This window comes from Achromobacter animicus (genome assembly GCF_040775605.1).
Taxonomy (GTDB): domain Bacteria; phylum Pseudomonadota; class Gammaproteobacteria; order Burkholderiales; family Burkholderiaceae_B; genus Achromobacter; species Achromobacter animicus.
Window position 1 is genome coordinate 2,972,611 of record NZ_JAYGJK010000001.1, and the last position, 18,808, is coordinate 2,991,418.

General features: G+C 65.5%; 21 protein-coding genes. 11 read left to right on the plus strand and 10 right to left on the minus strand.

Annotated elements, in window-relative coordinates:
• Positions 1–151 precede the first annotated feature (151 nt).
• Entirely contained in the window at positions 152–1,051 is a 900-nt protein-coding gene (locus tag AB3147_RS13480; RefSeq protein ID WP_239213362.1) for a LysR family transcriptional regulator, read from the minus strand.
• Positions 1,052–1,155: 104 nt separating this feature from the next.
• On the opposite strand from AB3147_RS13480, the gene AB3147_RS13485 reads away from it, so the two are divergent.
• From AB3147_RS13485 to AB3147_RS13495, 3 genes are all read left to right on the plus strand, one after another.
• Positions 1,156–2,436 carry an MFS transporter gene (locus AB3147_RS13485; RefSeq protein WP_367352129.1) on the plus strand — a complete coding sequence of 427 codons (1,281 nt, stop codon included), beginning with the start codon at positions 1,156–1,158 and terminating at the stop codon, positions 2,434–2,436.
• 99 nt (positions 2,437–2,535) lie between these two features.
• The gene (locus AB3147_RS13490) at positions 2,536–5,532 is read left to right on the plus strand and encodes a GAF domain-containing protein (RefSeq protein WP_367352130.1); all 2,997 of its coding nucleotides are present in this window, start codon (positions 2,536–2,538) and stop codon (positions 5,530–5,532) included.
• A gap of 145 nt (positions 5,533–5,677) precedes the next feature.
• A complete protein-coding gene (locus AB3147_RS13495) occupies positions 5,678–6,040 on the plus strand; it encodes a hypothetical protein (RefSeq protein WP_175136553.1) in 363 nt (120 codons plus the stop codon).
• A 121-nt stretch (positions 6,041–6,161) separates the two neighbouring features.
• On the opposite strand, the gene AB3147_RS13500 is transcribed toward AB3147_RS13495, so the two are convergent.
• Positions 6,162–7,607 (minus strand): RNA polymerase factor sigma-54, encoded by a 1,446-nt coding sequence (locus AB3147_RS13500; RefSeq protein WP_218343757.1) that lies wholly within the window; start codon positions 7,605–7,607, stop codon positions 6,162–6,164.
• Between the two features lie 157 nt (positions 7,608–7,764).
• Positions 7,765–8,769 carry a sigma-54 interaction domain-containing protein gene (locus AB3147_RS13505; RefSeq protein WP_255595686.1) on the minus strand — a complete coding sequence of 335 codons (1,005 nt, stop codon included), beginning with the start codon at positions 8,767–8,769 and terminating at the stop codon, positions 7,765–7,767.
• 176 nt (positions 8,770–8,945) lie between these two features.
• Between AB3147_RS13505 and AB3147_RS13510 the strand changes: the two genes are divergently transcribed.
• Positions 8,946–10,331, plus strand: a complete 1,386-nt coding sequence (locus AB3147_RS13510) for a sigma-54-dependent transcriptional regulator (protein ID WP_175136551.1) — start codon at positions 8,946–8,948, stop codon at positions 10,329–10,331.
• Between the two features lie 6 nt (positions 10,332–10,337).
• On the opposite strand, the gene AB3147_RS13515 is transcribed toward AB3147_RS13510, so the two are convergent.
• The gene (locus AB3147_RS13515; RefSeq protein WP_175185471.1) at positions 10,338–10,712 is read right to left on the minus strand and encodes a hypothetical protein; all 375 of its coding nucleotides are present in this window, start codon (positions 10,710–10,712) and stop codon (positions 10,338–10,340) included.
• A gap of 151 nt (positions 10,713–10,863) precedes the next feature.
• On the opposite strand from AB3147_RS13515, the gene AB3147_RS13520 reads away from it, so the two are divergent.
• On the plus strand, positions 10,864–11,079 hold the full coding sequence (locus AB3147_RS13520; protein ID WP_175136550.1) for a hypothetical protein: 216 nt from the start codon (positions 10,864–10,866) through the stop codon (positions 11,077–11,079).
• Positions 11,080–11,130: 51 nt separating this feature from the next.
• On the opposite strand, the gene AB3147_RS13525 is transcribed toward AB3147_RS13520, so the two are convergent.
• Positions 11,131–11,397 carry a hypothetical protein gene (locus AB3147_RS13525; protein ID WP_175136549.1) on the minus strand — a complete coding sequence of 89 codons (267 nt, stop codon included), beginning with the start codon at positions 11,395–11,397 and terminating at the stop codon, positions 11,131–11,133.
• A gap of 169 nt (positions 11,398–11,566) precedes the next feature.
• Here AB3147_RS13525 and AB3147_RS13530 point away from each other — a divergent pair, with 169 nt between their 5' ends.
• Both AB3147_RS13530 and AB3147_RS13535 read left to right on the plus strand, forming a co-directional pair.
• On the plus strand, positions 11,567–12,157 hold the full coding sequence (locus AB3147_RS13530; RefSeq protein WP_175121594.1) for a hypothetical protein: 591 nt from the start codon (positions 11,567–11,569) through the stop codon (positions 12,155–12,157).
• Positions 12,158–12,241: 84 nt separating this feature from the next.
• Positions 12,242–12,829 (plus strand): DUF4142 domain-containing protein, encoded by a 588-nt coding sequence (locus tag AB3147_RS13535; RefSeq protein WP_367352131.1) that lies wholly within the window; start codon positions 12,242–12,244, stop codon positions 12,827–12,829.
• 46 nt (positions 12,830–12,875) lie between these two features.
• Here AB3147_RS13535 and AB3147_RS13540 read toward each other — a convergent pair whose 3' ends face one another.
• From AB3147_RS13540 to AB3147_RS13550, 3 genes are all read right to left on the minus strand, one after another.
• A complete protein-coding gene (locus AB3147_RS13540) occupies positions 12,876–13,766 on the minus strand; it encodes an SDR family oxidoreductase (protein ID WP_239213352.1) in 891 nt (296 codons plus the stop codon).
• Between the two features lie 82 nt (positions 13,767–13,848).
• Complete coding sequence (locus AB3147_RS13545; RefSeq protein WP_224776797.1) at positions 13,849–14,169, minus strand: DUF883 family protein; 321 nt, start codon at positions 14,167–14,169, stop codon at positions 13,849–13,851.
• A 95-nt stretch (positions 14,170–14,264) separates the two neighbouring features.
• A complete protein-coding gene (locus AB3147_RS13550) occupies positions 14,265–14,594 on the minus strand; it encodes a four-helix bundle copper-binding protein (RefSeq protein WP_239213350.1) in 330 nt (109 codons plus the stop codon).
• A gap of 147 nt (positions 14,595–14,741) precedes the next feature.
• Between AB3147_RS13550 and AB3147_RS13555 the strand changes: the two genes are divergently transcribed.
• On the plus strand, positions 14,742–14,993 hold the full coding sequence (locus tag AB3147_RS13555) for a hypothetical protein (RefSeq protein ID WP_367352132.1): 252 nt from the start codon (positions 14,742–14,744) through the stop codon (positions 14,991–14,993).
• Here the strand turns inward: AB3147_RS13555 and AB3147_RS13560 are convergent, their stop codons facing one another.
• Entirely contained in the window at positions 14,994–16,046 is a 1,053-nt protein-coding gene (locus AB3147_RS13560) for a DNA topoisomerase IB (protein WP_175136545.1), read from the minus strand. It abuts the gene before it with no gap.
• Positions 16,047–16,229: 183 nt separating this feature from the next.
• Here AB3147_RS13560 and AB3147_RS13565 point away from each other — a divergent pair, with 183 nt between their 5' ends.
• From AB3147_RS13565 to AB3147_RS13575, 3 genes are all read left to right on the plus strand, one after another.
• Positions 16,230–16,394, plus strand: coding sequence for a hypothetical protein (locus AB3147_RS13565; RefSeq protein ID WP_167427925.1), 165 nt, complete (start codon positions 16,230–16,232; stop codon positions 16,392–16,394).
• Positions 16,395–16,440: 46 nt separating this feature from the next.
• Positions 16,441–16,593: a DUF3309 family protein gene (locus tag AB3147_RS13570; protein ID WP_076520934.1), complete on the plus strand. Its 153-nt coding sequence runs from the start codon at positions 16,441–16,443 to the stop codon at positions 16,591–16,593.
• Between the two features lie 180 nt (positions 16,594–16,773).
• The gene (locus tag AB3147_RS13575) at positions 16,774–17,730 is read left to right on the plus strand and encodes a 2-hydroxyacid dehydrogenase (protein ID WP_367352133.1); all 957 of its coding nucleotides are present in this window, start codon (positions 16,774–16,776) and stop codon (positions 17,728–17,730) included.
• A gap of 114 nt (positions 17,731–17,844) precedes the next feature.
• Here AB3147_RS13575 and AB3147_RS13580 read toward each other — a convergent pair whose 3' ends face one another.
• Positions 17,845–18,681, minus strand: coding sequence for a universal stress protein (locus AB3147_RS13580; RefSeq protein WP_175136543.1), 837 nt, complete (start codon positions 18,679–18,681; stop codon positions 17,845–17,847).
• Positions 18,682–18,808: the final 127 nt, after the last annotated feature.

Consider the following 18,808-nt stretch of genomic DNA (forward strand, 5'->3'; position numbering starts at 1 on the left):
GGGAGCACCTTTATAAAGTTGAACGCGGCTGACAGCGGGTCTCCCACGGGGACGCATCGCCGGCAAGCGCGAGAGTCTATCGCCGGCTTCGCCCGGACGGTTTACAGGAAATGACAAACGCGACAGGGGGATACGGCTGGTTCGTGAAAACTCAATCGCGTTCGGGATGCGCCAGCCGCCGCAACATGCCGACCGCGTTTTCCGCAGCCACCGATCGGTCGTGCCGCCGGTACGCCATGTCCAGCAGGGCGTGCGGGGCATCGCCCTTGATGGGCCGGTACTCGATGCCTTGCGCGCCCATGTGCCGCATGGCGGCGGGCACGATCGAAATGCCGACGCCCGCCGCCACCAGACTCACGATCGACGCCATCTGCGGGGCCTCCTGGATGACGCGCGGCGCAAAGCCGGCACGCTGGCAGGCGGACTGGATGGCGTCGTACAGGCCCGCGCCGATGGGCCGCGGATACAGCACAAAATCCTCGTCAGCCAGTTCGGCGATGGGAACGGCACGTTTGCGGCTGAGCGGATGGCCGGGCGGGAGGGCGATCAGCATCGGCTCGTCCAGCACGCGCTCGGATTCGAATTCGGCGTCCAGCACGTAAGGGGGGCGCACAAAGGCGACATCCACCTCGCCAGCGCGCAGCCCGCGCAGCAGCGAGATGGTATTGCTTTCGGTCAGGGTGATGCGCACGTCGGGATAGCGGTCGCGGTAGGCACGGATGGCACGGGGCAGGTAGGGGTGGAATACTGCCGATGCAGTGAAGCCCACCGTGATGGCGCCGCGTTCGCCGCGGCCCAGCCGTCTGGCCATGTCGATGGCGCGGTCGGCGCTGGCCAGGATGGCGCGCGCATCTTCCAGGAACTGGGCGCCGGCTTCGGTCAGCGCGATGCCCCGGGGCAAGCGCAGGAACAGCGGTGTGCCGATCTCGCGTTCCAGTTGCTGGATCTGCTGGCTGAGCGGAGGCTGGCCGATGCCCAGGCGGGCCGCCGCGCGCGTGAAGTGCAGTTCCTCGGCAACGGCGGTGAAGTAACGCAGGTGGCGCAATTCCATCGTTTTTAAATATGAACGGTTCAGGTTTCATATATTGGACATATGCAGGGGAAAAGTCTACTTTGTCTGCACGGGCTCAAGCCCGGTGTTTTTCGAGAATCCTGATGTCTACCCCTTCTGCAAGTCCCGCAACCGAACGTGGCGCCACGGCGCCCGAATATCTGGCGCGCGGTACGCCGGGACTGCGCCGTGCCCAGTGGGCGCTCTTTGCCGCCGGTTTTTCCACCTTTTCCCTCCTGTACTGCGTGCAGCCGCTGATGCCGCTGTTCACCCATGCGTTCAACGTATCGCCGGCGCAGAGCAGCCTGGTGCTGTCGCTGTGCACGGGGTTGCTGGCCATCGCGATCTTCTTTGTGGGCCTGTTTTCCGCCGCCTTGCCGCGCAAGCGGGTCATGGCGTGGTCGCTGTTTGCCTCCGCCGTCCTCGGAACCGTCGCGGCCGTCGCACCGGACTGGCAGAGCCTCCTGGCGCTGCGCGCGCTGCAAGGCGTGGCGATGGGCGGGGTGCCCGCCGTGGCCATGGCCTACCTGGCCGAAGAGGTGGAGCCCGGCACACTGGGCTTCGCGATGGGGCTGTACATCAGCGGCAGCGCATTCGGCGGGCTGTCGGGACGGGTCATCACCGGCCTGGTGTCCGACCATTTCGGCTGGCGCGCGGCGATGGGCACGCTGGGATTGCTGGGCCTCATCGCGGCCCTGCTGTTCGTGTGGCTGCTGCCGGCCTCGCGCCGGTTCACGCCACGCCGGGGCCAGGGATGGGCGGGCGTGTGGGCGGACGTGCGGGAAGGAGCCGGTGCGCACCTGAAGAATGGTCCGCTGTGCGCGCTGTTCGCCATGGGCGGGCTGCTGATGGGCGCGTTCGTCGCGGTCTACAACTATGTCGGCTTTCGCCTGCTGCTGCCGCCGTTCTCGCTCAGCCAGACCTTCATCGGGTTCATCTTTGTCGTCTACCTGGTGGGCATCTTCGCCTCGACCTGGTTCGGCCGCCTGGCTGACCGGCACGGGCGCGGCGCGATGCTGGCCGCTGCGTCCGGCCTTGCGCTGGCGGGCCTGCTGTTGACCCTTTCCAACGCGTTGCCCGTGCTGATCGCAGGCATCGTCGTCTTCACCTTCGGCTTTTTTGCGGCCCACGCCGTCGCGAGCGGCTGGGTCGGGCAGATGGCGCGTGGCTACAAGGTGCTGGCCGCCTCGTTCTACCTGCTGGTCTATTACGTGGGATCGAGCGTGCTTGGGGCACTTGGCGGCCAATTCTGGACCGTCGGCGGCTGGCATGGCGTGGCCGCCATGGCAGGCGGGTTGCTGGCCGCCGCGCTCGTGATCAGCGCGGCTCTCGCCTGGCGCACGGGACGGCGGCATGCCGCGGCGGGCGCCGCTGGCCCCGCCTGACCGCACCCTTTTTTTCGGGGAAGGGTAGCGTCGCGTTACGCAGGGTTGCGCCACGCGCGCTTCTATCGCGATACATTCTGTATTGCGATAGGGGGAACCATGCTGACCAAGCAAGACCGCGTGTCCCTGCCATGGACCGACACGCTAGCTCGTCTGGAAGACGAACGCATCATGCTGGAGCGCATAGCTGCCGGCGTACCGATCCGGCAGGTACTGGAACATGTGCTGAACGCCGTCGAGGCGCAGTCGAGTGTGACGCTGCGCGCGTCCATCGCGGTGGTGGACGACGCAGGAACCGAATTGCGGCATTGCGCCGCACCCGGCCTGCCGGACGCGTTCAATGCCGCCGTGGACCGGGTAGCCATCGGGCCGATGACCGCCTCGTGGGGCGCGGCAGCGCATTCGGGCAAGCCGGTCTACACGGACGATATTGCCAACGATCCGCGTTGGGCGCCGTGGCGCGACCTTGCCTTGGAGAATGGCTTGCGCGCGTGTTGGTCCACGCCGATCAAGGCGCCAGACGGACGGCTGTTGGGCGTCTTCTCTAATTACTACGAAGAAAGCCGGCTGCCGACCGCGCAGGATATCGACGCGATCGCGCTGGTCACGCGCAGCGCGGCGCTGGCGATCGAAAGGCATCTGCTGGACGTGGCCTTGCGACGCAGCGGAGAGCGCTGGCGGGCGATGTTCGACGGCATGCAGGAAGCGTTTTTTCTTGCCGAAGCCCTACGTAGCGAGGACGGCCGCATCGCCGACTTCCGCTTTCTGGAGGTGAACCCCGCCTTTGAACGCCAGAGCGGCATGCGCGAGGGCGACACGCTGGGCCACACGCTGCGCGAGATGATTCCCGGCGTTCCCAGCCAGATCCTGGATACGTTCGCGCAGGTCGTGGAGTCGGGCGAGCCCGCCCAGTTTGAGTTTGCCGTGCCCGCGCCCAAGGATGCGTGGTACGAGGCGCGGGCGCGCAAGGAAGGCCCCGATCGCATCATGGCGTTGTTTCTTGACGTCACCGCGCGCAAGGCCGCCGAGACCGAGCTGTGGGAAGGCCAGCATCGCAAGAATTTCCTGCTGGCGCTGGGCGACCGCATGCGAGAACTCCATCTGCAGCCGGCCATCGAGGAAACCGCCTGCGCGGGATTGGGTCAGCACCTGTCGCTGGGCCTGGTGGCGGTTCTGGACTGGGCCGGCGACGGCGCGGCGCCGGTGGTGTCGACCTGCTGGCGTTCCGAGCATGATGTGGCGAGCCACGGCGCACTGGCGACAGAACAACTGGGCGAAGATTTTTTCGACGCCGTCCGCAAGGGGCGCACGACCTATCTGCAGCCGCTGGTGGCGCAAGAGGGCGGCGACATCCGCCCGTCGGCCATCGTCGTGCCGATGCGCCGCTGGGCGCGGCAAGGCGGTGCGCTGCTGGTCCGCCCCTTGTCGAGCAGCCGGCTCAAGCCGGCGGATCTGGCGTTCATCGAGGAAGTCGCCGAACGGATGTGCGACGCGGTCGAGCGTTCGCAATACGCACGCATGCTGGAGCAGCGGGTGGAGCACGCCATTGCCGAGCGGGATCGCATCTGGCGAATGTCCCCCGAGCTGCTGGCCGTCATCGACAGCAGGGGCCGGTTTGCCAGCGTGAATCCGGCCGTGCAACCCATTCTGGGCTGGAGTCCCGACCAGTTTCTGTCGATGGGGCTGGCCGAGCTGATCCACCCGGACGACCTGGACGCGACGCGCACCGCCTGGTCGCCGCACGCGCAGGCGGACGGCACGCAACCCGCCCGGCACCTGGAAAACCGGGTCCTGCGGCGCGAGGGCGGCTACAGCTGGATCACGTGGAGCATGTCGTGGTCGCAAGAGAGCCTGTACGTCGCGGGACGTGATGATTCCGATCTGAAAGCGCAGGCCGAGGCGCTGGCCGACACCGAGAATGCATTGCGCCAGGCCCAGAAGATGGAGGCGGTGGGACGCCTGACCGGCGGCATCGCGCACGATTTCAACAACATGCTCCAGGGCATCACCGGTGCGCTGTATCTCATTCAGCGCAAGCTGTCTGCCGGCGTGCCCGAACAGGCGCAGCGGTTCATCACGGTGGCCATGGATTCGGCGAACCGTGCCGCACACCTGACGCAGCGCCTGCTCACCTTCTCGCGGCGCCAGCCGATCGACCCCAAGCCGTTCAGCGTGGAGGGCACGCTGCATTCCATGATGGACCTGTTCCATCGGTATACCGGCGAGCGCGTGAATCTGGTCTTCGATCTGGACCCGGACCTGTGGCCGATCAATTGCGACAAGAACCAGTTTGAGAACGCGATGCTCAACCTGGTGATCAACGCCTGCGATTCCATGCCCAATGGCGGCGTGTTGACCATTGCGGCGGCAAACACGCAGCTGGACGAAGCGTCGCTGCGCCAGAGCCCGGGCGTCACGCCGGGCCCGTTTGTCGAGGTCACGGTGTCAGACGTGGGCTGCGGGATGTCGCCCGATGTGCTGGCCCACGCCTTCGACCCGTTCTTTACTACCAAGCCGCTGGGCGAAGGCACGGGGCTCGGGCTGTCCATGACTTATGGCTTTGCCAAGCAGGCCGGCGGCAGTGCCGTGCTGGAAAGCGCCGAAGGCGTCGGGACGTCGGTGCGGCTGTACCTGCCTCGCCATCAAGGCGTGCCGGAACAGGCCGCGGATGCGCCGCGGGCGACCGGCACGCAAGCGGCGTCGGCCGGCCAGGCCTTTGTCATCGTCGTGGAAGACGACACGAACGTGCGCGAAATGGTGCGCGAGTCGCTGGTGGATATGGGCCTGCATGTGTTGACGGCCGGCGACGGGGAGGCAGGTCTCGAATTGGTGACGTCCACGCGTAACCTGAGCCTGCTGGTGACGGACGTTGGCCTGCCCAACCTGAACGGCCGGCAGTTGGCGGACGCCGCGCGCGTCGCTCACCCCGGCCTGCGCGTGCTGCTCATGACGGGCTACGCCGAAAGCGCGGCCAGCGCGGGTGGTTTCCTGGAGGACGGCATGGAACTCATCGTCAAGCCGTTCTCGCTGGATGCGCTAGGCGAACGGGTGCAGCGGATGCTGGAGGAGAGCGCGGGGCCGCAGCGGGCGGGGTAGAGGTCAAATAGGCGGTCAAGTGTTTCAACGGCAGGTAAAAAATGCCCCCCATGGCGGACTACCGCAGGGGGAGTAGATAAAGCGGGGGTCAGGCACGGGGCTTGCGACTAGGTTGAAGCATTTCAACCAAGGAAGGAGCTACGCTATGAAATACCGTGCCATGACTTGCGCGTTTGCCATGATTGCCGGCCTTGCCGCCGGCGGTGCCTATGCCCAATCCACGGGCCGCAGCTCGCCCCCGACCTCGCCGTCCACGACGCCGAATGACGGGGCTGCCGTGCCGCCCAACACCCAGGTGCCTCCGGGCCAGATTCCGCCCGCCCCGAACGCGGCGCCCCAGACCGGCACCACGCCGCCGAACCTGGACAAGAGCGGTCACATGAAGTCCGACAAGCATGGGTCGGAAATGCCCAATCGCAAGCGCGAAGCCAATGACAATGTGCCGGCTACTCCGGCCGGTGGCGCCGCGCCTCCTCCGGGATATCCGAACACGGGCGGCAGCAAGTAAGCAGCCCCACACAAAAAGGCTTCCGAAAGGAAGCCTTTTTTTGTGCCGCGGAAATCAAGTCGGGGTCAAGGGCCGTCCCCGCGCAAGCAATCGCGGCACCGGTTCATGCCGGTGCCGCGATTCAGTGCTGGCGGCGCAATTCCGCCGGTGGCACGCGCAACTGGCCGCGGTATTTGGATACGGTGCGGCGGGCGAGAAGAATGCCGTTGGACGCCAGTTGCTGCGTCAACGCCACGTCGGAAAGCGGCATGGACGGATCTTCGGCGTCCACCATTTCCTTGATCAGCGCGCGGACGGCTGCGGCGGAACACGAGCCGCCCGATTCTGTTGCGAGTTCGCGCGAGAAGAAGTGGCGGAATTCAAAGACGCCGCGCGGGGTGGTCATGTACTTGCTGACCGTGGCGCGCGACACCGTGGACTCGTGCATGTTCAGATCATCGGCGACTTCGCGCAGCATCAGCGGACGCAGGGCGACTTCGCCGTACTCAAAGAACATCTGCTGGCGCTTCACGATCGCTTCGGCCACGCGCTGGATGGTGGTGTAGCGCTGCTCGACATTTCGCACCAGCCAGCGCGCCTCCTGCAGCTCTTGCGCCATGGGGCTGCGGTCGTCCAGCCGGGCGCGGCGGAAGAGGTCCGCATAGGCGCTATGCAGACGTGCGCGCGGCATGGCGCTGCGATTGGGCAGCACGCGCCAGCGTCCCTGCCATTTGTCGACAAACACATCGGGCACGACGTACACCGGCGCGTCGCCACTGTAGCGGCCGCCGGGCTTGGGATCCAGGCGCCGGATCAGCGCGCAGGCGTCGCGCAGGGCATCGTCCGAACATGCCAACGCGCGGCGCAGGCCGGCGTAATCGTTCTTGCCCAGACGTTCCAGATGGTCCTGCACGATGCGCTGGGCCAGCGCCCGCGTGGCGTCGTCTTCGTCGGGCAGCGCCGCCAGTTGCAGCGTCAGACATTCGCGCAGATCGCGCGCAGCGATCCCCGGCGCATCCAGTTGCTGCACCAGGCGCAGGGCCGCCATCCATTCGCTTTCGTCGGGAATCGGATTGATGTCTTCGTCGGCGGCCGTACAAAGATTTTCCAGCGGGGTGCGCAGGTAGCCGTCGTCGTCCAGCGCGTCGATGATGAATTCAGCCAGCAGGCGGTCGCGCGGCTGCAGGTGGTAGTTGCCTAATTCGAAGGACAGGCGATCACGCATCGACACGTTGGCGCAGGCCCATTGGCCCAGATCGCTGTCGCCGCCGGACGGGGCATGGGTGGGATAGTCGCCGGAATAGGCCGGCGCGTCGGGCAGGGGTTCATCCATGTCCGGGCTTTCGGATGCCGCGACCGGTTCTGGCGCGGACTGTCCGTCGGCCTGCTCCGTCATCTCACCGCGGACGCCGGGCGCAGCCGGGGCCGCCTCGGGCTCCGATTCGTCCGGATCTTCGAGAAAAGGGTTCGTCGCAAGCGCATGTTGCACGGCCGTGGTGAACTCCAACGCCGACATCTGAAGCAGCTTGACGGATTGTTGCAGACGCGGCGCAAGCGTCATTTGCTGGCGCAGGCGAAGTTCTTGCATCGGGTGGCCCAATCGAGTCTCCTGAAGGGGCAGCCGCCGGAAGGCGGCTCGTTCCTTTCATAGACGCAAAAATCGTGCCAACCCCATCTGAAGGGGGGAGCCGCGGCGGGAACGCGGCATGCTGGGACAGTATTACAAAGGGGGTGGTAATAACTGCTCAGGCGGCCGCTTCGGGCTCGTCCTTTTCATAGACATCCAGACGGTTGTACAGCGTCTTCAGACTGACGCCGAGCGTCTCGGCGGCCAGGCGCTTGTCGCCGGCATGATGCGCCAGCGTGGCCAGGATGAACTCGCGCTGGGCCCGGCCAAGCGGCATACCAACGGGAAAGTTCAGCGAGCCTTCGCGCATCTGCGCCTGGTTCGGGCCGCGCTTGCGCGTGAGCAGCTCGGCGTCCAGCTCCGTGTCGGCCATGATGTAGGCGCGCTGGATCACGTTGCGCAGTTCACGGACGTTGCCCGGCCAGTCGTGCGCCTTGATCGCTTCCAGCATGTGCGGCGAAAACGTCTTCTGCGTGCCATGCTGCGCATTCAACGTGTCCAGGAATTGCTTGGCAAGAAGCAGGGCGTCGTCGCCGCGCTCGCGCAGCGGCGGCACGCGCAGCGGAATCACGAGCAGACGGTGCAGGAAGTCCTGACGCAACCGGCCGTCCGCGACGGATGCAGCGGGGTCGCGGTTGCTGGCGCAGATGACGCGCACATTGGCGCGCAGCACGTCGGTACCGCCCACGCGTTGATACGTGCCGACTTCGAGCACGCGCAGGAAGTGCACCTGCATGTCCGGCGGCATTTCGGTGACTTCGTCCAGAAACAATGTGCCGCCGCTTGCAAACTCGAAATAGCCGGCATTCTGGGACACGGCGCCGGTGAAGCTGCCTTTTTCGTGACCAAAAAGTTCGGCATGCGCCAACGATCCGCTGATCGCGCCGCAGTTGACCGCCACGAACGGCTGGTCGCGGCGATCGCTCGCATCGTGGATGGCCCGCGCTACGATTTCCTTTCCAGCGCCACTTTCACCGATAATGAACACGCTTGCATCGGTGGCCGCCGCAAGGGCGATCTGGTTTCCCAGCTTTCGCATCTGCGGCGACATGCCGCTGGTGTCGGCGAACACGGAAGTGGGCGAAGGCGCGGTGGTGCGCGTAGCGGTATTTCGACTAGCCATGCTTGATCCTCAGTCCCGGAAGCGGGCCTGCAATAAGTGCATCGTAGAGTGCAGCCTACTCTCTGATTGCGACGAGTTGCAAGCATTGGAAAACGTTGGTGGAATCCGAAAAATATTTGCACTGGCCGCCCCCATAGTGACTATTCTGAGCGTTATAGAAGGGATACGGAGATAGCATGCCTCACCTGCTAATCGTCGATGACGACGATGCGATACGAGAAACACTGGCCGAAATCGGCCGCGATAGCGGGTTTTCGGTGGCCCTGGCAGCCAGCGTCAAGGACGCCCTGATCCAGCTCGAACGGCAAGCGCCCGACCTGGTGCTGACTGACGTCCGGTTGCCGGGCGGCAGCGGCATGGACATTTTCAAGAACGTTAATGCGAGTAGCGCGGAAGTGGTGGTGATGACCGGCCACGGTACTGTCGACAACGCCGTCCAGGCTTTGCGCCTGGGTGCGACCGACTATCTGGTCAAGCCGATCTGCATGGAGCGCCTGGAAGAAATCCTCAAGCGCATCATGGTCAATTCGGGCGGCGAGCTGCCCGGCACGCCTTTCGAGGAACCGGGCCGTTTCGGCAAGCTGTACGGCAAGTCCGAACGGATGCAGACGCTGTACCGCCAGATCGGGCGCGTGGCGCCAACCACCGTCACCACCTTGCTAATCGGCGAAAGCGGCACCGGCAAGGAACTGGCTGCCCATGCGATCCACGAACTCAGCCCGCGCCGCCAGCGGCCGTTCATCGCGGTCAACTGCGGCGCGATTTCGCCCAACCTGATCGAAAGCGAAATGTTTGGCCACGAGCGCGGCAGCTTTACCGGTGCCGACCGCCAGCACAAGGGGTACTTCGAACGCGCGGACGGCGGCACGCTGTTCCTGGATGAAGTCACCGAAATGCCGCTGGACCTGCAGGTCAAGCTGTTGCGCGTGCTGGAGACAGGGCAGTTCATGCGCGTGGGGACCAATCGCGAGATCGCCTGCGACATCCGCGTGGTGGCCGCCACGAACCGCAATCCGGAACAGGCGGTGCAGGAAGGCAAGCTGCGCGAAGACTTGTACTACCGGCTGAGCGTGTTTCCCATCGAATTGCCGGCGCTGCGCGATCGCGGCAGCGACATCCAGTTTCTGGCCCAGCGCTTCCTGCAGACGCTCAACGAGGAATCCGGAAAGAACAAGGCATTTTCGCCCGAAGCGGCCGCGGCACTGGAGCAGTACGAATGGCCGGGCAACGTGCGCGAACTGAAGAATTTTGTTCGCCGCGCGTTCATCATGGCTGACGGCGATGTGCTGGATCTGGAAATGCTGGTGCCGCAGGTCTCGCCTGCTGGCGAGTCGTCTGGCGGTCAGGTCAGCGTGCCTGTCGGAGAGACGCTGGCAGAGGCCGATCGGCGTCTTATCCTGGCGACGCTCGAACGCTGCAACGGCGTGAAAAAGCAAGCCGCTGCCGTGCTGGGCATCAGTCCCAAGACGCTCTACAACCGTCTTGAGGAATACGCGGCAGCGGGCTATCCGCTGCCTGGCGAGAATTCCCGGGCGGGTGGACCGTCCCGGGAATCCGCCTAGACCCGCTTATTTGTTGTAGCGGGTCTTCAGGTCTGCCATGCAGGCGTCCTTGGCATTACCGGACATGGCGTCGCACTTTTCCTTGCCGACTTTATAGTCGGCATCATTGCGCGTTTTCGCGGCGTCATGCGAGGCTTCGGCCTTTTCCTTGGCGGCCTTGGCGTCTGCCTTGGCCTTGTCGCGCGTGGCTTCGGCCTGTTGCTGGCAGACATCCTTCTGGTTGCCCTTCATGCCGTCGCATTGTTTTTTGTCCATCTTGTATTGGTTGTCGATCTGATCGTTCGTGCGAACGCCGGCAGCGCCAGTCTGCGCGGAGGCCTGGAACGCGAGGACCGAAAAGCAGAGGGCGAAAGCGGGGCAAATCGTTTTGGACAGCTTCATGACTGACTCCTTGGGAAAGTGGTCCGGTAGTTGGCGGACCCGACCAGGGTCAGAGCAAGCGCCGTGCCCAGGTTTTTCAGGCACGGCGCTTGCGCATTGAGCCGCTGCCTGTCCGCCATCTTCGGACGGGCGCGTTTCAAGGAGAGCATTCATGACGACCCAACACGAACAACAGCCGGGAAAGTCCAAGGCCAACACCCCTAAGGACGAAACGGAAGCGTCGAATCAGAGCGGACAGTTCGGCGCGGATAAACCGACCGACAAGGAAGAACCCTACAAGCGTGAATCAGACAAGAAGCCTAACCGCGGAGGGCCTGAGTTCGAAGAGGGCGGTCAGTATCCCGGGAAGCGGCCCGAAGGGAAGTGACCGTTGCGCTTCGCGCTGCGCGGCTGGCGCCGCGCGAAGCAGACGCCGGGCTTAGCCGCCATTGCGGACGGGATCGGGCGCATCGCGCGAGATGCCGGCTTCGTCTGCGTCGGTGACGCGATCAGTGGCGACGTCTGCACCGTCGTCGTCCACGAAGTCCGGTTCCACGCTCTCGCGTTCGCCGGTGGCCTGGGAGTCGCTGTCGGTGTGCCGGCGGTCCAGCGGCAGGTCGCTGGCCGAATCGGAAGAGTCGCTTGGGCCCAGGTCGGGCCGCCCGCTGTCGTCAAGGTTCAGGTCGGTGTCGGGGATACGGGGCATGGGGGATCTCCAAGTTGGGAAAAGCGCGTCCAGGACACATCCGCGGACGTCGCCATTTGCCGCCGAATTGCAGCAAGCGCCATGCCGCGATGGCCAGACAAGGACCGAGCGGCGCCGCGTGGGTATGGAAGTTGCTCCTGCTGGGTGAATTTTCTACCGGGAGATTGTCATGTCCTTGATTGTCGCTGCACGGTTCCAGACCTTCGACGAAGCCACGCTGGCCGCCCAGAAGCTGTTTGCCGAGGGCTATACCGAGGACGACATCCACACGTTCTACGTCAGCATCGCAGGCGAGCACGGACGCTTTCCGTTGGGCGGCGACCGCGTCGCTGATCCGGACGCCAAAGGCGGGCACTTCGGCGCAGTGGCCGGCGCGTCGCTGCTGGGCCTGGTGTTCGCCTTGGTGGCGGGGGTAATCGCCGCGCAATTGGCCGCGTCCATCTTCATCACCATCGCAGCAGCAGGCGTGGGCGCTTATATCGGCGCGCTGGCGGGCGCCATGTGGGTGATCGGCCGCAAGAAACGCGTGCGCACGGCGCCGGGCGAGCCGGAGAAGTCCCATCCGCCGGTGCGGCAGGCGGGCGTGATGCTGGCGCTGCATGTGGATATCGGGCGCGAACAGCAGGCGCGTCAGATTCTGCGCGCGGCAGGCGGCACGGACATCGAGCGCGCGAATGGCCGCTGGCAGGACGGCAAATGGCAGGATTTCGATCCGCTGGACCCGCCGCGCCGCGTCGAAGCGCCGACCACCGCGAACTGAAGGCCGCCTGGCCGCTCACGGAGACAGCTGGCCGCTCACGGAGACAGAACAATGAAGCCATTTACCATCCCCTCGCTGGCGGCTGTGGCCGCTGCGGTCGTCCTGGCGGGCGTTGGCCATGTAAGCCACGCCGCCGAACTGGACGCGTCCGACGCCCGCTTTCTGCAGGCGGCGTCGGGCTCGGGCATGTTTGAAGTACAGGCCGCCGAGCTCGCCGGCAAGCGCGCGCAGGATGCGCAGGTGCGCGCTTTTGCGGCGAAGATGCTCGAACAGCACACAGCGGTAAACAAAGAACTGAAGGCGCTGGCCGCGGCGAAAAACGTGGCGCTGCCGGATCAGCCGGCCGAGCCTGAACGCGCGACGCTCCACGAGCTGGGCGGCATGACCGGCGCGTCATTCGACCAGCTTTACATCCAGAAGGCCGCCGTGGACGCGCACGCAACCGCCAACCGCCTGTTTGAGACTGCTGCGAAAGCGTCAGAAGACGCGCAGGTGCGTGATTTTGCGGTCCGCACCTTGCCGATGCTGAAAGATCACTATGCGATGAGCCGCGCGCTGCAGCGTGAGCCGGCCGTCAATGGTGAAAAGATCCACCCCGCGCCGAAGGGGGAAGCGCCGCCCGTGTCCCCCGCGTCCCGCGCCGCGCCGGCTTCTGTTGTGCCGGAAAAGTGAAGTCCGGCGCACGGCGCGGCAGGGTGGGTGGGGGATCGGCGGCCGCTCAGTCGCCCGCGCTGCCGGTGATGGGCAGCACGATGCCCGTGATGTAGCTCGAGCATTCGGGCGATGCCAGAAAGACGTAGGCCGGTGATATTTCCTCGGGCTGGGCGGGGCGTTTCAAGTCCGTCTTTTCGCCAAACGACTTGATCTCTTCGGCGCTTCGGTCGGCCGGATTCAGGGGTGTCCACACGGGGCCCGGCGCCACCGCATTCACGCGGATGCCTTGCTCGGCCAGATTGGATGCGAGTGATCGCGTAAACGCATGGATCGCGCCCTTGGTCGATGAGTAGTCCAGCAGCTTGCCGCTGCCGTTCAGGCCCGTGACGGATCCTGTGTTGATGATGGCGTCGCCCGTCTTCAGGTGTTCCAGCGCCGCGCGTGCCATGTAGAAATAGCCGGTGATGTTGGTGCGCAGCGTCTTGTCCCATTTCTCGTCGCTGATTTCCGGCAGCGTGTCGGTATGCAATTGGAAGGCGGCGTTGTTGACCAGGATGTCGAGCTTGCCGAAATGCTTGACGACCTGCGCCACCGCTTCGTTGCAGAAGGCTGAATCCTGCACGTCGCCGGGGATCAGCAGGCACTGACGGCCTTCGGCCTCGACCGCGCGGCTGGTCTCCTTGGCGTCTTCGTGTTCGTTCAGGTACAGCACCGCGACGTCTGCGCCTTCGCGCGCAAACAGCACGGCCACCGCGCGGCCAATGCCGGAGTCGCCGCCGGTGATGATGGCGACCTTGTCCTGCAGCTTGCCGCTGCCTTTGTAGCCGGGCGCCCGGTACTGCGGTTTGAGCACCATGTCGGCTTCAACGCCTGGCTGTTCGTCCAGGTGCTGGCCCGGCATGGGCGGCGTGGGGTGCGGGCGGTCGCCGGTCTGGGCGTTCTTGGGTGTGCTCATGTTTTCTCCCATTGGGCGGCGCGGGATGCGCCTTGCGCCCGGGAGTCAAGCAAACGCCGTTCCCGGCGACCGTGCCGACCGGCTACTGACGGCCGACGATGATGCCGAGCAGAAACGCCGCACCCGCCGCCAGCCCGACTGCCTGCCAGGGGCGCGCGTGAATGTATTCCTCGGTGCAATCCAGGGTTTCGCGCATCAGGTCATGCGCGTTGTCGGACGCGTCGCGCAGGCTTTGACGCGTGGCTTGAAGCTGGTCGCCCAGGCGCGCCTTCAAGGCCTCAAGGTCAGTTGCCGAGCTGTCGCTGAGTGTGGCTTCCAACTCGTCGATCCAGCTTTCCGGATGCCGCGAGCGCCTGTAGGCGCCACGATTGTCGGGGCCGTTCTCGGGGAAGTCGGAAGGCATAGGGGTATTCGTCGTGGCCATCGAAAGCTCCTTGACTGTCGGGCGGAAAATGCGCCGTCGCGGCCGGCCCGGACGGCCGCGTGGCGGGGCGAGGCTTACGCCTCGACCATGTCTCGGCATGCCAGCGTGCAGGCAATGCAGGCGCCCGCGCAGATCTGACACTTTTCGGATTCGTGCGTAGAACACTCGCGCGCGCAGGCATCGCAGACCAGCGCGCACAACGTGCACAGCGCTTGCGCAAATTCGCCATCGCGCGCCAGCATGGCCGCGCATAGCCGGCAGACTGCCGCGCAGTCGACGCACAAGGCGATGCAGGCCCTGAGCTGCGCCGGATTCTGCCGCAGGCAGCTCGCGGCGCACTGGTCGCACGCCACCGCGCATTCATAGCAGGCTTGCACACATTGCTCGAAGTTTGGGTCTCGCATTGCATCTCCTTGTGAACGGCCGACGCCGCGCAGCCACACAAGGGCAGGGCGCCCGGCGGCACATCCGCTTGCAATTTGAAGGTCTTGACAGTTTGTCCAGCGGGCGAGGGGCCGTAGGATGAAGGTTCGCACTGGCTGGAGACCACCATGAAACCTTCGTCCGCACCCAAATCCACCCCGTCGGCGCGCGCCGACAACTCCGCGCAGGACAACGCTAAGATACTGCCGCCGAGCGGTCCCGTCGACGTGCCGAATCTACCGGACAAACCCGATGCCGATACGCCCGACGAGGCCGCCCGCGACAAGCGCGAAGTGGTCGACAACAAGACCGAGTCGAACTGGGCCGACGGTTCCGCGCCGCAGCCCCGTGCCAAAAACGCGCGCTCGTCGATCTTCTGATTAAGCATCGGCCGCCTGCTGTTCATGAAGGAAAGCGAGCAGGCGCCGCTCGTCGGCGCTGAGCCCGCGTGGACCCGCCGGCGCGGCCTTGCGGGCCGGCAACGTGCCGGTCAGGTAGGCTTCCATGATCGCCGGATGCACGTAACACGCGCGGCAGACGGCCGGCGTATTGGCTAGACGCTTGGACACCTGTTTGATGACGTCCACGGCCTCCTGTTTGGCTTGGCGCTCGTCCTCGAACGGACGCGCCTGCAGCGCGGCATAGGCCATGACCGACCCCGCCCACGTGCGATAGTGTTTCGCGGTGTATTCCCCGCCGCCCGCGTGGCGCAGGTAGGCGTTGACCGCGCCCGAATCCACCGGACGCTTGTCGCCGTCCGCATCCAAATATTGAAATAGCTGCTGGCCTGGGATGTCGAGGCATTGCTTGATGATGCGGGCGACCCGCCGGTCCGTAACCGTGACGTCGTGCGCCACGCCGCTCTTGCCCTGGAACCGGAACCGGAAGCGGCTGCCGGCCACGGTGGTGTGGCGGCGCGTCAGCGTCGTGAGGCCGTAGGATTTGTTTGCCCGCGCGTATTCGCGTCCGCCAATGCGGATCAGCGTGATCTCCAGCAGGCGCACCAGTACGGCAATCACCTTGTCCTGCGTCAAACCCGGTATCTTCATGTCGCGCTCGACCTGGCGCCGGATGCGCGGCAGGGCATGGCCGAAGGACAGGAGATTCTTGTACTTGGTGGCATCGCGCACCGCCGTCCAATCCGGGTGGTAGCGGTACTGCTTGCGGCCACGCGCGTCGCGCGCCGTGGCTTGCAGGTGCCCATCCTTCAACGGACAGATCCACACGTTTTCGTAGGCCGGCGGAATCGCCAGCGCGTTGATGCGCTGGATTTCCGATTCGTTGGTGATACGGGCGCCTTTCTCGTCCAGGTAGTGGAACGTATGGCCATTGACCCGCACGCGGGTGTAGCCGGGTTCCGTGTCGTCCACATAGGTCAGCGCCGCCTCTTCGACGGGCAGGGGATCCGGGTCCTTTTGCGTGCGGGTGCTCATTCAATCTCCGGGTGCGCGCGGTAGCGCCCCGACCCAGCATGCCGCGTTCCCGAACGCCCCGCGCCGGGCGGCGCGCGGGTTTGGGCACGGCGCTTGCTGAAGGCGTTGTCGGCAATCGTGCTACCGGAACCGCCCGCCGGACCGGCAGCGCCGCCCGCGAGAGAATCTTCAGAGGAGAGTGCAATGCAAACCGTCCTGCAACTACATGTGCCGCCGAAGCCGGACCCGATTCCGCCCGGCTCGCCGCCGGGCGACCTGCCCGTGGACCCGGATACCGATGAGCCGGACGTGGATCTGCCGCCGCTGTCCCCGCCGGTCAAGGAAATCGTGCCGCCGAAAGACGCTTGAGGCGTCGCTCTTACACAACTCGAATCAATAAGACCAAGGAGTCATTATGTCGACCATCCTGCTGATCATCCTGATCCTGCTGCTTATCGGCGCCGTGCCTGCGTGGCCCCATAGCCGTAGCTGGGGCTATTACCCCAGCGGCCTGCTTGGCATCGTCGTGATCGTGCTCATTGTGTTGCTGCTGATGGGACGCATATAGCGCCTTGACGCGCTGACGGCCGCCGGGCGCGTGCGCGCGTCTGGCGGGCCGCATCAGGATGGACTGCGGCGGCACACGCCGCATCGGTGGGCCATCACGGCGCCAGTCCTGGCGCGCGCGCCGCGTCGGGCGTAAGATCTGCGGGTTTCAGCAGCAACCCACATAGACCCGCAGCCCGACATGAGCATCCCCTTATTGATCCTGATCGACAGCGTTCAGGACTATCTTCCCGTCATCGAATCCCAGGGCTTTCGCCCGATCCTCGCCACCACCGACCAGACCCGCGCCCAGGCCATCGAGGACCACGGCGCCGGGATTCGTGCCGTCCTGACGCGCGGCGCCACCGGCCTGCGCGCCGATGAAATGGCGGCGCTGCCCCAATTGAGCATCGTGTGCTCGCTGGGTGTCGGCTATGAAAATATCGACCTTGCTGCGGCGCACGCGCGTGGCATCGAGGTCACGAATGGTCCCGGCGCAAACGCTGTATCCGTGGCCGACCACGCGATGGCGTTGCTGCTGGGCGCCGCGCGCCGGCTGCCACAGGCTGACGCCTGGGTCCGGCAGGGGCACTGGAGCGGGTTCATGGGCCCGCAGGTCAGCGGCAAGCGGCTGGGCATTCTGGGCCTGGGCACGATCGGCCTGGAAATCGCCCGTCGCGGCGCGAACGGCTTCGGCATGAGCGTGGGGTATTACAACCGCCGCGCCCGTCCTGAGTCCGGCTACACGTATTTCGACAATCCGCGCGCGCTGGCGGCCGGGTCTGATTTTCTGGTGGTGGCCACGCCCGGCGGCGCCGGCACGCATCATCTGGTGGACGCCGGCGTGCTGGAGGCGTTGGGTCCGGACGGTTATCTGATCAACATCGCGCGCGGCAGCGTTGTCGACACGGACGCGTTGATTGCCGCGCTGGCCGAGAAGCGCATTGCCGGCGCCGGACTGGACGTGGTGGACGGCGAGCCGACCATTCCCGATGCGCTCAAGCAGCTGGACAACGTGGTGTTGACGCCGCACAGCGCAGGGCGTTCGCCGGAAGCGGTGGCGGCGACCGTGGCGCTGTTCCTGGAAAACGCCACGGCGCATTTTGCCGGCAAGCCTGTGCTGACGCCGGTGCGGGACGCGAACCTCGTGGCTGCGTAACGCCGCGCGGCCGATTGCCGGCGCGAGTATGGCGCCGGCGGATGCGCCAATATTGAATACGCCGACGCCGCGCCCTTTGTGGATGCGGCGTCGGCGTCTTTGCGGGCTACGCCCTCAGTGCGAGAACATGATCGGCACCGTCATGCTCTTCAGAATGGAGGCGGTGGCGCCGCCCATCGCCCATTCCCGGAATTTGCTGTGGCCGTACGCGCCCATGACGATCAGGTCGGCGCTGTAATCGGCGGCGGCGTTCAGGATGGTGCTGCCGACGCCAACGCCCTTGATGTCTCGGCGCACGTGGTCCGGCGCGGAGATGCCGTGCGCCACGAAGTAGGTGACCAGATCTTCGAAGGGGATGGATTCGACGTTGCGGGTGGCCGCGCCTTCGTCCATGGTCAGCACGACGACATGCGAGGCGCCTTGCAGCAGCGGGGTGGCATCGGCCAGTGCGCGGGCGGCTTCGCGGCTGCCGTCCCAGCAGAGCAGGACGCGGTCGCCGACGACCGGGAATTCGCCGCTGGACGGCACCACCAGGACGGGACGCCCGGCGGTCAGCAGGGTTTGTTCGACGAATTCGTTTTCGTGGGCGGCCTCGACATCGTCGCGGTTTTGCTGGCTGACGATGATGAGGTCGCTGGCGCGGCCGTGCAGGGCGACGGTGGCGCTGGGCGAGGATTCACCGGCGCGGACGACGGCCGGTACGTCTGCGATGGCGGCGGATTCCAGAAAGGCGTTCTGCACCTCGCCGCGGTTCTGGGCCTGCAGGTTCTTCATGATATTGAGCGTGCGCGACATCATGACGGATTCGCCGTAGTAGTACTGCGGCGGCGCGGAGCTGGCGTAGACCCCCACCAGTTCGGCCTTGTGGCGCTTGGCCAGTTCCAGCGCCAGCGCGGTGCGGCGCTTGCAGTCAAACCCGTGGTCCAGGTGGACGGAAATGCGGCGGTACATGGTGGGCCTCCTTGGTTAAACAAGCCATGTCCGTATGGTTGCCGTTTAACCAGGGCGCTCTATTGATGCGCATCAAGCCGGTTTGAGTTTCGCCCCGCCGGCTCAATGCAAGCCGCCATTGCAAGCA